11 protein-coding genes and 1 pseudogene are annotated in these 14887 nt (G+C 65.1%); 7 read left to right on the forward strand and 5 right to left on the reverse strand.

All coding sequences use genetic code 11. The features are described from left to right. Nucleotides 1-57: 57 nt before the first annotated feature. The 3 genes from AC1DT6_RS34675 to AC1DT6_RS34685 all read right to left on the reverse strand — a co-directional run bounded on the left by AC1DT6_RS34675 (nucleotide 58) and on the right by AC1DT6_RS34685 (nucleotide 3938). Nucleotides 58-2286 carry a TonB-dependent receptor gene (locus AC1DT6_RS34675; protein WP_441633520.1) on the reverse strand — a complete coding sequence of 743 codons (2229 nt, stop codon included), beginning with the start codon at nucleotides 2284-2286 and terminating at the stop codon, nucleotides 58-60. Nucleotides 2287-2401: 115 nt separating this feature from the next. Next, on the reverse strand, nucleotides 2402-3478 hold the full coding sequence (locus AC1DT6_RS34680; RefSeq protein ID WP_477104592.1) for a FecR domain-containing protein: 1077 nt from the start codon (nucleotides 3476-3478) through the stop codon (nucleotides 2402-2404). Next, the gene (locus AC1DT6_RS34685; protein WP_441633524.1) at nucleotides 3429-3938 is read right to left on the reverse strand and encodes a sigma-70 family RNA polymerase sigma factor; all 510 of its coding nucleotides are present in this window, start codon (nucleotides 3936-3938) and stop codon (nucleotides 3429-3431) included. The genes AC1DT6_RS34680 and AC1DT6_RS34685 overlap by 50 nt, the downstream gene beginning before the upstream one ends. 392 nt (nucleotides 3939-4330) lie before the next feature. Between AC1DT6_RS34685 and AC1DT6_RS34690 the strand changes: the two are divergent. The 3 genes and pseudogenes from AC1DT6_RS34690 to AC1DT6_RS34700 all read left to right on the forward strand — a co-directional run. Beyond that, nucleotides 4331-4580 (forward strand): annotated as a pseudogene (locus tag AC1DT6_RS34690) (IS6 family transposase); the annotation flags it as partial. Nucleotides 4581-4659: 79 nt separating this feature from the next. Next, a complete protein-coding gene (locus AC1DT6_RS34695; RefSeq protein ID WP_477115340.1) occupies nucleotides 4660-5652 on the forward strand; it encodes a fimbrial protein in 993 nt (330 codons plus the stop codon). A gap of 138 nt (nucleotides 5653-5790) precedes the next feature. Next, nucleotides 5791-7212: an MATE family efflux transporter gene (locus AC1DT6_RS34700; RefSeq protein WP_441633528.1), complete on the forward strand. Its 1422-nt coding sequence runs from the start codon at nucleotides 5791-5793 to the stop codon at nucleotides 7210-7212. Between the two features lie 3 nt (nucleotides 7213-7215). Here the strand turns inward: AC1DT6_RS34700 and AC1DT6_RS34705 are convergent, their stop codons facing one another. Beyond that, a complete protein-coding gene (locus AC1DT6_RS34705; RefSeq protein ID WP_477104564.1) occupies nucleotides 7216-9591 on the reverse strand; it encodes a DNA polymerase II in 2376 nt (791 codons plus the stop codon). A 211-nt stretch (nucleotides 9592-9802) separates the two neighbouring features. Between AC1DT6_RS34705 and AC1DT6_RS34710 the strand changes: the two genes are divergently transcribed. The 3 genes from AC1DT6_RS34710 to AC1DT6_RS34720 all read left to right on the forward strand — a co-directional run bounded on the left by AC1DT6_RS34710 (nucleotide 9803) and on the right by AC1DT6_RS34720 (nucleotide 12801). Beyond that, nucleotides 9803-10492, forward strand: coding sequence for an HAD family hydrolase (locus AC1DT6_RS34710; RefSeq protein ID WP_441633532.1), 690 nt, complete (start codon nucleotides 9803-9805; stop codon nucleotides 10490-10492). Nucleotides 10493-10705: 213 nt separating this feature from the next. Further along, the gene (locus tag AC1DT6_RS34715) at nucleotides 10706-12298 is read left to right on the forward strand and encodes a zinc dependent phospholipase C family protein (protein WP_441633534.1); all 1593 of its coding nucleotides are present in this window, start codon (nucleotides 10706-10708) and stop codon (nucleotides 12296-12298) included. An 89-nt stretch (nucleotides 12299-12387) separates the two neighbouring features. Then, nucleotides 12388-12801: a DoxX family protein gene (locus tag AC1DT6_RS34720; RefSeq protein ID WP_051649119.1), complete on the forward strand. Its 414-nt coding sequence runs from the start codon at nucleotides 12388-12390 to the stop codon at nucleotides 12799-12801. Nucleotides 12802-13089: 288 nt separating this feature from the next. Here AC1DT6_RS34720 and AC1DT6_RS34725 read toward each other — a convergent pair whose 3' ends face one another. Continuing rightward, nucleotides 13090-14436, reverse strand: coding sequence for a DUF1214 domain-containing protein (locus tag AC1DT6_RS34725; RefSeq protein ID WP_477104565.1), 1347 nt, complete (start codon nucleotides 14434-14436; stop codon nucleotides 13090-13092). 317 nt (nucleotides 14437-14753) lie between these two features. Here AC1DT6_RS34725 and pqqA point away from each other — a divergent pair, with 317 nt between their 5' ends. Continuing rightward, entirely contained in the window at nucleotides 14754-14828 is a 75-nt protein-coding gene (pqqA, locus tag AC1DT6_RS34730) for a pyrroloquinoline quinone precursor peptide PqqA (RefSeq protein WP_081862393.1), read from the forward strand. Nucleotides 14829-14887: the final 59 nt, after the last annotated feature.

A 14887-nucleotide genomic window follows, 5' to 3' on the forward strand; every position in this document is an offset into this window, starting at 1 on the left:
CACAGTGCAATACAGGCGAGAGCGCCGGCAAGCGCGCGGTATCGGACGCGCAACGGCTTAGAAGTCCACACTCATGGACGCCATGAAGGTACGCGGCGCGCCCAGCGAAATCGTGCCGTACGACGCCACCCCCGACCAGTACTTGCGGTTGAAGGCATTGAACAAACCCGCGCGGAAGGTGGTGGATTTGCCGTACAGCGATGTCTTGTAGCGCGCGCCCAGGTCGACCGTGGTCCACGACGGCACCTGCTGCGTGTTCGCCTGGTTGACGTATTCGCTGCCGGTGTAGTTGACCGCCCCCGTCAGGGTCAGGCCGGGCACCCACGGCAGGTCCCATTCCGTGCCCAGGTTAGCCATCACGGCAGGCACGCCCACCGGACGGTTGCCGCGCGTGGCCGCGCTGTTGGTCCTGGTCAGTTCCCCGTCGAGCAGGGTCACGCCGCCGAGCAGGCGCACGCCCTTGTAGGCCTGGCCCGACAGCGTCAGCTCCAGCCCCTGGTTGCGTTGCTCGCTATCGATGGCGTAGACCGTGCCGAACAGCTGGCCGCTCGGCTTGGTCATGCGGAACGCCGCCAGCGTCGCCATCACCTTGCCCGAGTCGTACTTGACGCCGACCTCCTGCTGCTTGGTCTTGTACGGCGCGAAGACCTGCCCCGCGTTCGACGCCGTGGCCGGTGCGATGTCGCCCTTGCTCAGCCCCTCGACGTAGTTCGCATACAGCGACACGTTTTGCCAGGGCTTGTAGACGATGCCGGCCAGCGGCGTGACGGCGCTCTCGTCGTATGCGGACGTCTTTGCGCCGGTGGCGGCGTAGTTGTTCGACCTGACCTGCTGGTAGCGCAAGCCAAGGGTCAACTGCACGCGGTCGTCGAGCACGCTCAGGGTGTCGGCCAGCGACAGGCCCGACAGCGTGGAGTCGGAGACCTTGGGCACCCGCTGCGGCGAGGCGATGTCCTGCGCCGGGCGGTCGATCGGCGCGTAGATGTTCGACGTGACGGGCATGCCGGAGACATTGGCATTGGCGATACGGTCCATATACAGGTTCGCCTGCAGCGCCAGTGCGTGCCTGACGGGGCCGGTCTCGAACCTGCTCCTGACGCCGGTATCGAAGCTCGACCGGTTGACCTGGAACTTCCAGTTCTGCACGGCCGACGAGGTGGCGCCAGCCGGATTCAGAATGGTCGGCGTCTGGTCGGACAGGCGCGCCACATCGGAGCGGGTACCGCCGGCATCGGCGAATACGGTCACATTGTCGGTGACATCGTATTCCGCGTGCAGCAGCGTCGAGACATCGTTGGACTTCCACCAGCCCCAGGGCTGGCTGACATTGCGCCGGCCGTCCGGCGCGGATGGCACCTGCAAGCCGGCCGCGACCAGGAAGGGACGCGTCGGCGCATCGACCCACTGGTATTGCTCGATCACGTCGAGCGACGCACGCAGGCGATCGCCGTGATAGTCCAGGGACAACGCCGCCACTTCGGCGCGCGACTTCTGGTTGTCGAGCGCGGTCGGTCCCTGGCGGTGCAGGCCGTTGAAACGGATGCCCCACTCCCGCTCGCTGCCGAAGCGGCGGCTCAGGTCGACCGCGCCGCCCACCTGCGCATCGGAGGCGTAGTCGAGGGTAAAGCGCGTCAGGTCCTGCGCCAGCGCCCGCTTGGGCACGACGTTGACCACGCCGCCCACGCCGCTGTTGGGCGACATGCCGTACAGCAAGGCGGCTGGCCCCTTCAGCACCTCGACCCGCTCCAGGTACTCGGTGAACAGGTGGTAGTTCGGCGAAACGCCATAGACGCCGTCGAACGCGATCTCGGACAGGTTGCCCTCGTTGATCGGAAAGCCGCGGATAAAGAAGGAGTCGGTCACGCCGCCGACCTGGCCGGTAAAGCGGACGGAAGGATCGCTGTTCAGTACCTCGGCCAGCGTGACGGCCTGCTGGTCCTCGATCCGCTGGGCGGTGTAGTTGGTGACGGCGAACGGCGTGTCCATCACGCCTTTGTTGCCCAGCAGCCCGAGGCGGCCGCCGCGCGCCACCTGGCCGCCCGCATAGGCCGGCGGCAGCTCGCCCGGCGCTTCGGTGGCGGCGGTGACGGTCACCGCCGGCAGCGTGGCCGTGGTGTCCTGGGCCGCAGCCTGCGATTGCGCCCTCACTGCGAGCGGCGCCATGCTCGCGCCCAACGCAAGGCAGACGAAGGCGTGGTGCAGCGCGACCGCGAACGGCTTGAGCCGGGGTGGGCGCGCTGTGGCAATGACGGTGGCAGTGGCAGTGGCATGGCGTGTTGCAGACATCTGATTCTCTTCTCCGGCAGCGTGGTGTTTGAAGTTCCTACGCAGTAGGCCGGTCGAGAATCAAAATCCCCTCAAATTTTCCTGAATTCTTTTTCTTGCATGGCTGGCATGGCGCTTAGCTGCCTGCGGCGGGCCCCACCGTGACCCAGAAGCGCGTGCGGTAGACGACGGCAACCGGCTGCGACTGCGCCAGGAAACGCAGCGTCTGATCGGTGTCGCGCAGGTGATAGGCCCCGGAGATGCGCAGGTCCGCCACGCGCGGATCGCAGACGATGCGGCCCATGCGATAACGCGCAAGCTCGGCCAGCACGTCGGCCAGGCGCATGTCCTTGCCGGCGATGACGCCACTGGCCCAGCCGTCCGCCTCGAAGGTCTGCGCCGGTGCCGGCGCACTGCCGCCACTGGCCAGCCACCAGCTCGTACCCGCCTGGGCCACGTCCCCGGTTCCCCCCGTCGACGGATACAAGGCGACGGCGCCCTCCTGCACGCTGACCCGGGCGCGCCCGTCCCCGATGCGGACCACGAAGCGGGTGCCCAGCGCGCGCAGGCTGCCGAACGGCGTTTGCACCCAGAACGGCCGCGCCGCCCCGCTGGCGGCGGCAAAGCGATCGTCATGTCCCGTGGTGACCAGGATCTCGCCGCGCCGCAATGTGATCAGGCGGCGCTCGCCGCCCAGCCCGGTACTGATGGCGGTATCGGTGTTGAGCACGATGGTGCTGCCATCGTCCAGCCGCACGGTGCGCTGTTCGCCGGTCGCGGTGCTCGCATCGGCAAGCAGGCGCTGCCATGGCGCCAGTTCGCGCACGCCCTGCACGGCCACCACCGAGATACCGGCCAGCGCCAGCACCTTCAGCGCCTGCCGGCGCCTCAGCCCGCTGGCGCCGCGCCGCGCGCCGGCGTTTTGCAGCGTATCCAGGGCAAGCGTCGGCGGCATGCCGGAGAAATCGTCCCGCAGCGCCTGCACCCGTTGCCAGGCAAGCGCGTGCAGCGGGTCCGCGGCGAGCCACTGCGCAAACGCCTCGCGCGTGCTGGCGGTGGGCTCGCCGAAGTCGAGCTGGATCGTCCAGGTGATGGCCTGGTCGACGATGCGAGCGGGAATCGGGGGGTCGGGCGCGGGCGATTTCCCCGCCGGGCTGGCGGGATCAGTCACCGAAGCGTAAGGCGTAGCAATGCCGCAGCGCCGCCGCGACATGGCGTTCGGCGGTCGCCAGCGACACCCCGAGGCGCTCCGCGATCTGCCGGCACGTCAGCCCTTCCAGCTGGGCCCACAGGAATGCCGCGCGCACCTGCGGCTTGAGCGCATCCAGGACGCGGTCGATGGCGATCAGGGTTTCCAGGAAGACCATCCGGCTCTCGGGCGACGGCGCGTGGGCCGGCGGCAACTGCGCCAGCGTCTCCAGCCAGGCCAGCTCCAGCTCCCGGCGCCGCCAGTGCTCGATGACCAGCCCGCGCGCGATCGTGCTCAGGTAGGTGCGCGGCTCCCGGATATCGGCGGGCTGCCGGTGGAGCAGGCGGAGAAATACGTCCTGCGCCAGGTCGGCCGCATCGCAGGCGTTGCCCAGCTTGCGGCGCAGCCATCCCTGGAGCCAGCGGTTGTGCTCGCTGTAGAGGGTGTTGACGTGCTGCTGGAGAGCGGATTCGGCGGCAGCCATGCTGCATTCCTGATGATGACGGGTCTGGCGCGGCCAAACATCGATTGGCTTAAATGAGAATTGTTCGCATTATAGTACAAGCGGGTCCGCTGGTACAACTTTCCGGGAAGGAGGAAGAACGACGGCGCAAGGCCGGCCAGCATGCCGGGCGCCGCGCCGAAGCGCACGGCGGCGGCGCTGTCACGTTGAGGTGTTGATGACGCAATAGCGGAGAGGCCGCGCATCCGGCTCCCACGTTCACGCGTGCCATTCGAGATCATTCCGACCGCACGCATCGCCGCCTGGCCCGCCATTGGCGGGGTATCGCCAAACAGGTCCTTTTAAGGGGGGGCAATATCCAAAAAAGGAGGGGGCACAGCCACGTTACCGAGGCGGTCCAGTAGGATGGTGCGATGAAGAAAGCCAAATCGCTCTGTCACGGTCGCCCCTTCCCCGCGGCGGTTATCCGTTGCGCAGTGCGTTGGCATTTCCGCTTTCCGTCGAGCCTGCGCGATATCGAAGCGATGCTGCTAGAGCGCGGCGTGGTTGTCAGCTACGAAACCATCGCGTCGCGTCAAGGCCGCAGCCAAGCGGCCTTTCAAGCGCGTGCCTGCCTCTTGTCCCGAAGGGCCGCGCAAAATCGTGCCCGGCCACCTCCACAGCTAACCGGCGGCAAAGACCGAGATCCCGGCGGTGAAGCCTCTGCCGCACGGTGCATGCACCCTACCTATTTGCTGGAATGATGAAAAAGCTGATCCGGATTTTTGCATTTTTTAGCATAGCCATTGTGTTGAATGCAATACCTTCAATARCGCAAGCCCAACTAGCGTGTCCTTACACGACGCTTATGGCACCGCCGTCGACAATCGCTTTCGATCCAACGGTCCCGGTAGGGACGGTACTGTGGAGTAGAGGTATTCAGACGCAGTTTCGTAGTACCAGCTCAATTAATGGCGCCCGCTGGTGTCCGAAAGGGCTCACTAGATTTGGCATCACAGGATCAAAACCCTATCTGGGCAACAATCTTTACGAGACTGGCATACCCGGTATTTCATATCGTTTCAAGATGAGTGACCCGGTAATCGGCCAGCAAATGTGTTGGACGCAATATTTCCCAGGCGTCTGCGTAATCGAGTCGGGAGGAATGGTAAACCATACGTTGTCCGTTGAACTTATAAAGACAGGCTCAATTACCGGCGGCGGGATATTGTCAGGAATGTTTGCGCACTGGTACTATGACGGTGATTATGCCACCTACTCTTGGGGGGGCAGCGTCGTAATACAGCCAACTATCCCGACATGCAAGGTATCGACGCCATCGATTGCGGTCCGTCTTCGAGACGTGAATGTAAACGTCTTTAGCGGTGTCGGAAAGACGTCACCAAACCAGTCTTTTGATATCGTGCTGCAGTGCTCTGGCGGAGATACCGGCACAAAGACAAATATCTATACAACGCTGACCGATCAGACCGATCCGAGTAATGTTTCAGATACCCTGTCCCTTACCAAGGACTCCACCGCATCCGGCGTTGGCATTCAGGTTTTAAATGGGACCACGGTGATCAAATATGGCCCGGATTCCAGCGCCGCGGGCAATAAGAATCAGTGGAAGGCAGGTTCAACTGGTAATGGCACATTCACTGTACCGCTGGCAGCCCGGTACATCCAGACCGCACCCGCGGTGAAAGCCGGAACTGCAAATGGTCGCGCGACTTTCACGATGAGCTATCAGTAACAGGGCAAGCGGCCCGCCGCATCGGCGGGGTCGCCCCTCCCCACGCGGCTGCGGCGAAACGACACCACGTCGCGAAACGCCCGGACCGCAATAGCCACGTTCCCGGCCGGCACAGTGGATAGCAGTGGATAGACCATAATGGCGGTCGCCCCAAGCATCCAGCTTCCGCCCCGCACCGTGCCAGACGCCGATAGCCCCTCTTCCTGTCCCGCCAACAGCCCGTCGGGCGTGGCCCCGCCCCTCCCCGTTTCCGGCTGGCACCGCCGCGTCCTGTCACTGGCATTCCCCATCATCCTCGCCAACCTGACGCAGCCCATCCTCGGCGCGGTCGACAGCGCCGTTGCCGGCCACCTGCCGGACCCGGCCTACCTGGGCGGAGTCGCCGCGGGCGGGTTGTTCTTCAGCTTTGTGTTCTGGGGTTTCGGCTTCCTGCGCATGGGCACCACGGGCCTCGTCGCGCAGGCGTTCGGCGCCCGGGACGGCGCGGCGCTGCGCGCGACGGTGGTACGCGCGCTGCTGCTGGCGGCTGTCATCGGCGCCGGCGTCCTGGCGGTGCGGATGCCGCTGATCACGACCGCGCTAGGACTGATCGGCGGCAGCGATACCCTCCAGCACCACGCGCGCGCCTACAGCCACGCGCGGATATGGGCCGCGCCTTTTGCATTGTGCAACTATGTCGTGCTGGGCTACCTGCTTGGCTGCCAGCACGTGCGGCTCGCCTTGCTGACCCAGCTGTTCATCAATGCGGTGAACATCGCCGCGGTGCTGCTCTTCGTCTATGTGTTCGACTGGGGCATCGCTGGAATCGGCGCCGCCACCGCAACCGCCGACGCGTGCGGCTTCGTGCTGGGCGCCGCGTTGCTGTGGCGGCTGCGTCCCCGCGGCCTGCCGCCGCTGCGCTGGGCGGCCATCGCCCACGCGCACGAGCTGCGGCAACTGGTCTACCTCAATCGCGACATCTTTATCCGGACCCTGTGCCTGATCGCCAGCTTTGGCTGGTTCGCGCATGCCGGCGCCAGGCAAGGCGACGTCATCCTCGCGGCCAATGCGCTGCTGCTCAACTTCCAGACCTTCATGGCGTACGCGCTGGATGGCTTTGCGCATGCGGCAGAAGCGCTGGTCGGAGCGGCCATCGGCACGCGGGACCGCCACGCATTCCGGCGCGCGGTCCGGGTCACGATGATCTGGGCGGTGGTCGGCGCGATGGGTTTTTCGCTCGTTTATGCCTGCGCCGGCGAATGGATCATCGCGTGCCTGACCGACCAGCCGGCGGTGCGCGACGCCGCTGTGCGCTTCCTGCCGTGGGCGGTCGCGTTGCCGCTGGTTTCGGTCTGGGGTTTCCTGCTGGATGGCGTCTTTATTGGCGCGACCTGCACCCGCGACCTGATGCACTCGATGGCGCTCTCGTTCGGGGCGTTCATGCTGGCCGCGGTGACGCTGGCGGGGCCGTTCGGGAATGACGGATTGTGGGCGGCGCTGTTGTTGTTCATGGCAGTGCGCGGGATCACCCTGGCGCGGGTGCTGCCGCGCATCGAGGCCAGCCGTCTGGGCAGTTGCTGACCGTCAGAACAACGCCCTTTGCCGCGTCACCAGGGTCTCGAACGCGTCGCCCAGGAAAGGCAATATGGCATCGGCCACCGGCTGCAGCTGCCGGCTCAGGTAATGCTCATAATCGATCGCGGAGCGCCGCGTCTCAAGCGGCTCCGGGCCCGCGACGGTCATCACATAGCTGATCCAGCCGCCGTTCTGGTACTGCAATGGCCGCCCTTCCTTGCGATTGAATGCATCGGCGACGCGCGCCGCGCGGACGTGCGGCGGCACGTTGCGCTGGTAGTCTTCCAGGGTCCGGCGCAGCCGCTTGCGGTACACCAGCAACGCTTCGAACTCGCCGTTCAAGGTGCGGGCAACGTAGTCCTGCACGTACTCCCGGTACGGCTGCTTCTTGAAAATGCGCTGATACAGCTCTTGCTGGAATTGCTGCGCCAGCGGCGTCCAGTCGGTGCGTACCGTCTCCAGGCCCTTGTAGACCATTTCCTCGCTACCGTCCGCCTTGGCGACCAGCCCCGCGTAGCGCTTCTTGCTGCCCTGCTCGGCGCCGCGCACGGTCGGCATCAGGAAGCGGCGGTAATGGGTCTCGAACTCCAGTTCCAGCGCGCTTTGCAGTCCGAACTGCTGTCGCAGATGCTGCTGCCACCACTGGTTCACATGCTGGACGAGCATGCGGCCGATCTTTGCGGCCTGTTCTTCCGAGTGCGGCTGTTTCAGCCAGACAAAAGTGGAATCGGTGTCGCCGTAGATGACCTGGTAGCCCTGGGCCTCGATCAGTTCGCGCGTCCGGTGCATGATCTCGTGCCCGCGCATGGTGATGGAGGACGCCAGGCGGGGGTCGAAAAAGCGGCAGACGCTCGATCCCAGCACGCCGTAGAACGCATTCATGATGATCTTCAGCGCCTGCGACAGCGGCTTGTTCTGCTCGCGCTTCGCGGCCTCCCGGCCTTGCCAGATCTGGCTGACGATGGCGGGCAGGCAGTGCTTTGTGCGCGAGAAGCGCGCGCCGCGGAAGCCCGGCACCGAATTCGCGTCCGATGGGTCGTCCAGCCCTTCCACCAGCCCGAGCGGATCGATCAGGAAGGTGCGGATGATCGAGGGGTACAGGCTCTTGTAGTCCAGCACCAGCACCGAGTCGTACAGGCCGGGTTGCGAATCCATGACGAAGCCGCCGGGGCTCCCTCCCTCCGGCACCTCGCCCAGGTTCGGCGCCACATAGCCCTGGCGGTGCATCAGCGGCATATACAGGTGCGTAAAGGCCGCGACGGAGCCGCCGCTGCGATCCGCGGGCAGCCCCGTGACGGCGGCGCGTTCCAGCAGGAAGGTCAGCAACTCGGTCTTGGCGAAGATTCGCGTCACCAGCTCGCAGTCCTTCAGGTTGTAGCGCGCCAGTGCCGGCTTGTCCTCGGCGAAGCGGCGGTCGATTTCCGCCATCCGCTGATACGGGTTGTCGATGGATTTCCCCTCGCCCAGCAAGGTCTGGGCGACGTTCTCCAGGCTGAAGGACGGGAAATTCCAGGTGGCGGACCGCAGTGCCTCGATGCCGTCGATAATCAGGCGGCCGGCGGCGGAGGCAAAGAAATGGTTCTCCTTGAACCCGTGCTCGCGCCATTCGAGCAGGCTGCCGCCGCGGCCGAACGCCAGCGGAACCTGATAGCGGTCCGCGTGCTTTTGCAGGACGCGCAAATCGAACTGCACCACGTTCCAGCCGATGATGGCATCGGGATCGTGCACCGCCAGCCATTGGTTCAGCTTTTCCAGCATCAGCGCGTGGGTGGCGCAGTACTCCAGGCCGAAGTCGAGCCCGCTGTCGTCGCCGTTCGGCGGCCCGAGCATATACACCTGGCGCTGGCCGCAGCCTTCGAGCGCGATGGAATACAGATCGCCGTGGGCGGTGGTTTCGATATCCAGCGACACCAGCTTCAGCCGTGGCCGATATTCCGGCGCCGGCCTCATCTGGCTGTTGAGCAACGGGCCATTTTCTCCGGACTCACCGGATTCGCCGGCAAACCATACCGGCGCGGTGATGAACCGCTCCATCAGGTAGCGTTCCGGGGGACGGATGTCGGCCTCGTAGACGCTGACGCCGGCCTCCTTCAGCTGCCTTTCCAGCTTGATCAGCTGGCGATGCTGCTGGCAATACAGCCCCAGTACCGGGCGGCGGTGGAAATCGCGCAGCGGCAGTTCGCGCAGTTCGGCCTGGCGCTCGCCATGCAAGACGATTTCGGCCATCTGGCGGTGTTCGGCGGGGATGAACGCCACCGAAGGCTGCGGGGCCAGGCGGATATGCCGCGGGCCGCTATCGGTTGCCAGCCAGAACTCGACCTCCGTGCCGGCGGGCGTATCGCGCCAGTGTCGAGTCAGAAGAAAACCCTGTTGTCGTTGCGCCACCTGCTGCCTTTGAGAACCTGCCGAACCTGGGGCGGCTATTTTACTGGTCGTTGGAGGCCGGGCGGCATTGTCAGGATGAGTCAGTTGACAGCCCCGGATTCAGGACGATTTGGTGCAGCGCACTTGCGGCAGCTTCCACGCGCGCCCGCGCCGACACCGTATCATGTGCGTGATTTTGCCATTCCCGACTTCATCGTTACCCGTACCGCACATGCAACTCGTACTGTTTGACCTTGACCACACCCTGATTCCCTTCGACAGCGGCTCCACCTGGCTGCGCTACCTGATGCAACTCGGTGTGCTGGACGAAACCGAATTCGCCCCGCAGAACCAGCGCTTCGCCCAGGACTACGTCGACGGCAAACTGGATATCCACGCCTTCCAGCGCTTCTGCATGTCCTTCCTGGCCCGCTACGACCGCGGCGATCTGGAAGCGTGGCGCAGCGCCTTTATCGCCAGCATTGCCGACCGCATCCCGGCGCCGGCACGCGAACTGGTGGACCAGCATCGCGCCGCGGGCGACCTGTGCTGCATCGTGACCGCCACCAACGACTTCGTCGCGCGCGGCTTTGCCGACAGCTTCGGCGTGGAGCACCTGGTGGCCTCGCAGGCGGCCACCATCGGCGACGGCCCGCTGGCCCGGTTCAGCGGCGAGATGATCGGCGTGCCGAGCTTCGGCGCCGGCAAGGTGGGGCGGGTGGCCGACTGGCTCGCCGCGATCGGGCGGCGCTGGGAGGAATTCGAGCGCACGCTGTTCTATTCGGATTCGCTCAATGACCTGCCGCTGCTGGAACATGTCAGCCATCCGGTCGTGGTGGCGCCGGACCCGCGCCTGCGGGCCATCGCGGAGGAACGGGGCTGGCCCGTTGCCGAGCAGGCCGGGCCGCTGGTTGTTGCCTGACTGTGGCGCGTGTAGCGTCCGCGCCAGTGCGGCAATGAGCCAATCGGTCGCGACGCCCACCACCGCCTCGTGATCCGGGCGCTTCAGCAAATGGGCATTTTTTTGCGCATTGCGCGCAGGTCTGCCGCCGCCTATAAATAAGTGCCGGGTGTTGCCCTTCCATGCTGCCCGCATCGCGGCCGATCACGGCCGGCGTGTCGCAAGGAGCCCGTCATGCACCCGTCACGTCTCAACGCCTGTCGCCTCGTGACCATCGTCTGGCTGTGCTTTGCGACGTGCCAGCCGGTCTGGGGCTACGGCTGGACGGGGCACTGGCGAGTCATGGAAGCGGCATGGCCGTCGCTCAGCGCCGGCCTGTGCGACGGCCAATCCGGTCAGCATACCTTCAAGCCTGGCGCGCTGGACCTGACCCGGCAGGAAATCGCGCTCGCCGCGGGCCTGGGCGCTGTCATCGGCGATATCGGCTACATCACCCAGGGCACCGAACAGTTCAGCGACCTGATGCACTACGTCGGCACCGGCAACTACATCGACAACCTCGTCAAGACGACTTGTGAAAAGTACGGTGGCGATCCGGCCATGATCGCCTTCCTCGCGGGGGTGCGATCCCACTACTGGGCGGATCGTGTGGGACATCACGAGGGCACCAACGTCGCCGTGGCTACGCTATCGGCCAAGAACCACGACAAGGCATTGACGCGCGTCGCCTACGAGATGGACATTGCCATGCACAAGCGGCTCGAACTCGGGGCTTTTTCCGTTTACGACCTTCGCTACGGCACCATCCGCGTGGCTACCGGTTTTATTGTTGGCGGCAGCGAGAGCCGCCTCGTCGAGCGAGCGAGATACGTGCTGGCCGTGGCCGCGGAGATGACCTATGGCAAGGCGGGCGCGACGCTGGTGCCAGGCTACGCCACCATCCTGATCTTCCTGTACCACGTCAGCGACAGCGTCTGCCAGACCGCCCACGCGACGTACGGCGAAGGTCCCGCGCGGACCGCCGACCTGCGCGCGATGCTCGACGCGTGCAGGAAGATGGCGCAGACCGTCAAGCCCACCGGCGCGCAGAAAGACCCCGCCTCCGACCAACTGGCCGCCGAGGGCATCCAGTTGGCCAACCGCGCCGGTCTGGAAACGATTTACGAGGCTTCGATCGACAAGGTCACGGTGGCCTTGCGCCACGCGGGCAAGGGACTGCTCGCCAACTACAACCTCGATACCAACCTGCCCTCGGTCGGAGGCCAGTACGCGCATGCGGACGTCGCCTATCGCCGCCTCGGTGCAGCATCCGGTGACCGCTGCGATCCGGCGCATCCCGAGGCTATCGTGACCGGCGCGCTACGTGACTGGCATGGCTACCAGGCCGCCGGGGTCTGCGTGCGCCACGCCGCCAGCGAGGCGATGCGGACCCTTTCGTGCGCCGCGCGCCCGCCGTCGGCCGCGCTGGCGTTGATCGAACGGTACTGGCTGTGGGATCTCACGCTGCCGCCGCGGCCGGGTGGCGCAGCAGCACCGGCAAGCGCGGCAACGCGTGCGGCAACGGCGGCACAGACGACACCGGCCTCCGCCGTCCAGGCCAATTCCTGCCGGCCAGCGAACTTCCGATGGCACCAGACCACTTTTCGCCTGGACGCGCAATGCCTGCTCGGCGCCGAGCCGCCGGCCCGCGCCATTGAGCTCATGCTGGCCTGCCCGGCGGCGCGCAATGGCCGCACCAGGTTGCAGCCGGACGAGGCGCTCGACCGCTTGCGCCTTGCCCCGCGGGAGTACTCGCCGCTGGACCCCGCCACGGGCCTGTACCGCTGATGTCGATCAGCGCCTGCCGCCGAGGCTGGCCGAGTGAAGTCGTTCGATGAATTTCAAGTTTCTTCCTCTGTCGATATCCGAGAATCATCATGGCCACGTCCACAATTTCCCTCACGCCCACGACCGTTTCGCGACTGTACGCTGTCGGCCGCGCCCTTCTTGGCTCTCTCTTTCTGATTTCGGGGTTATTGAAGATCGGCAGCTTCGCGGGCTACTCCGCGTGGATTGCCAGCGCCGAACTGCCGCTGCCGGGCCTGCTGCTGATACTAACCATCGCGATCGAAGTCGGCGCCGGCCTTACCCTTGCCACGGGCTGGAACGCGCGATGGGGCGCACTGGTTCTTGCGCTGTTCCTGGTCCCCACGACCCTGATCTTCCATTGGTTCTGGCGCGCCGATCCCTCAGACGTTGCAAACCAGCTCAACCACATCCTGAAGAACGTCTCAATCCTGGGTGGCATGCTGGTTGTATTCGCGATCGAATCATCACGCAGGCAGAGATGAACCGTTGACTGAGCGTTGGCTGAGCCATGCAGAGTGGCCTGATCGCCAGCTTCACTCGCGCCTGAAGGCTTGCCACCACGAAACACCTTGAGTAGCGCCGGCAGCAATTTGTGCAGTACCTTCGCCATGGCGGCTTCGTCGATCATCCGCCCCGGCTGAACGCGGGGGGCAAAGCCGTTGCCGAGCGACCGCTGGCGGCGCCGGCATCATGGACGTCCTCGTGCGCGTAAGCGGCTGGTGCAAGGCCGGGCTCCTGCGAATCAGGCGCCTCCTCCCCCTCGCGGCGGCTCAGTTTCGTCTGACCAGCGGGGCCGGGAACCACTCGCCGGACAGGATAGCCTGGTCCGGCCCGTAAAGGCGGAACGTCAGGTTGTAACCCTGTCCCCTGGGAGTCGGCAGCCAGTTGCCGTCCGGTGCGCCGTCCGGCCTGGACGGCGCGAAGTACAGCGTCAGCGAACCGTCCTTCCCGTAGCTCAGCCTGGACTGCTTGTTGATCAGGAACCGGTTCTTGGGATTCGGGATCACGCGAAAGTCCCTGGAATCCACCGCGATCACCGACCAGAAGTACTTCACGTGGCCAGCGGGCAGGTCGGCCTTGGCAAAGGTGATGGTGTACGCGTTGCCGCCGTCCAGCCGGGCGCCTGTCCCGTCGGTATCTGTCTTGAAGTACACCACCTCATCGGTGCTGTTGGCCCAGATGCCAGCCATATCGATACGGGTGCGGGTCCGGTAATCGTCTCCGTACTTGCCAATCGTGCTGGGCCGGTTCCAGCCGTTCTTGATGGTGCCGGCAGTGGAAAACGACTTGAGGAATCCCGGCAGTGTTTGCTCGCGGATGACCTTGTCCACCCGCGCGCGTTCGGCGGGGTTGCCCGCCACCGCGGCGCTCACTGCGCGTACCTTGGCCCGGACATCGCCCATGCCCGGATTGATGTCCGGCTCGCTGTCCAGCGCGATGGCGGCCGAGTCGAAGGCTTCCACACCGGGCAGCGTGTCATTGCTGAAAACCGGGGTGGCGGGAATCGGGGCGATCTGCGGCGTGCCGGTCATCCGGATCGTGATCTGTCGCTGCAGGGCGATGGCTTGCTTCTTGTCCGCGCCCAACTCCACTCTCGCCAGCACGCGCGTTGCCTTGCCCGGCAGGTCGATGCGCTTCGCATCCGGTGGCAGTGGCGCGGTGGCGCCTTTCAGGCACATCGCAAAATTGCCGCCGGGATGGCCGGGATAGTTGCGTTCGTTGATGTTGGCGACTGTCTCCCCCCACCCGTTCAGGAACTGGACCGTGTAGTAGCGCCCCTTGATGCGCGGTACGTTGACGACCGCGCAAGTCTTCTCGTCCACCGCGATCCAGGCCTCGCTGTAGGCAACATCCAGGTTCGGATTGGCCCAGGAAACGCCGCCCACATCGCGGTGCAGGATCTGGTTCCACTGGAAACCGTCTTTCTGGAAGTCAAGTTGCTCCTGGCGCAGGACAAGCAGGCGGCCCAGCAGGTAGACGTAGGCATCGTTGACGTCCTGGTCCGGCACCATGCCCGCGGCTGGCTCACCCTTCGGCGCACTGCCGCACCCAGACAGGCCGGCCAGCATGGCGGCGGCCAGCACAACCGCGGCGACGGGACGAGATGAGTGATCCATGACTTACTCCGCTCCAGAAAAGCGACTGATGAAATGCCCGAAGTGTCTGAAGTGTCCTGAGGGGTGCCATTTGCACACCGTACACTTTCGCTGGCCGGTGGGTAAAAGTGAATTAAAAATATTGCGCGAGCGATCTACGTAACTTGGATGCCGAGGCCGTCTGTCCCGCCCGACCGGCGGGGCAAGCCATGGTTGCATGATGCAGCAGCCACAAAAGTGCGATGCCGCACTTAACCGAAATCCGGCCCGATGTCCCGCCGTTACCTCTGCATGAACTATGCTGTACTTGCCTACCCCCGATCTGAAAGGAGCCGCCAATGACCTGGACCACTCCCGCATACATCGATATGCGGTACGGATTCGAAATCACCATGTACATCGCCAACCGCTGACCGGCGGACGGCGGAATCCGCGAAAGCCCGCTGTCCAGCGGGCTTTTTCCTTGGCTCCG

The organism is Cupriavidus sp. 01L45 (assembly GCF_056399885.1).

Bases quoted from the DNA above. Each gene is read 5' to 3' on its own strand.
- AC1DT6_RS34725 (WP_477104565.1), bottom strand. From the start codon at position 14,436: ATGGATCACTCATCTCGTCCCGTCGCCGCGGTTGTGCTGGCCGCCGCC.
- AC1DT6_RS34685 (WP_441633524.1), bottom strand. From the start codon at position 3,938: ATGGCTGCCGCCGAATCCGCTCTCCAGCAGCACGTCAACACCCTCTAC.
- AC1DT6_RS34680 (WP_477104592.1), bottom strand. From the start codon at position 3,478: ATGTCGCGGCGGCGCTGCGGCATTGCTACGCCTTACGCTTCGGTGACT.
- AC1DT6_RS34715 (WP_441633534.1), top strand. From the start codon at position 10,706: ATGCACCCGTCACGTCTCAACGCCTGTCGCCTCGTGACCATCGTCTGG.
- AC1DT6_RS34700 (WP_441633528.1), top strand. From the start codon at position 5,791: ATGGCGGTCGCCCCAAGCATCCAGCTTCCGCCCCGCACCGTGCCAGAC.
- AC1DT6_RS34710 (WP_441633532.1), top strand. From the start codon at position 9,803: ATGCAACTCGTACTGTTTGACCTTGACCACACCCTGATTCCCTTCGAC.
- AC1DT6_RS34675 (WP_441633520.1), bottom strand. From the start codon at position 2,286: ATGTCTGCAACACGCCATGCCACTGCCACTGCCACCGTCATTGCCACA.
- AC1DT6_RS34720 (WP_051649119.1), top strand. From the start codon at position 12,388: ATGGCCACGTCCACAATTTCCCTCACGCCCACGACCGTTTCGCGACTG.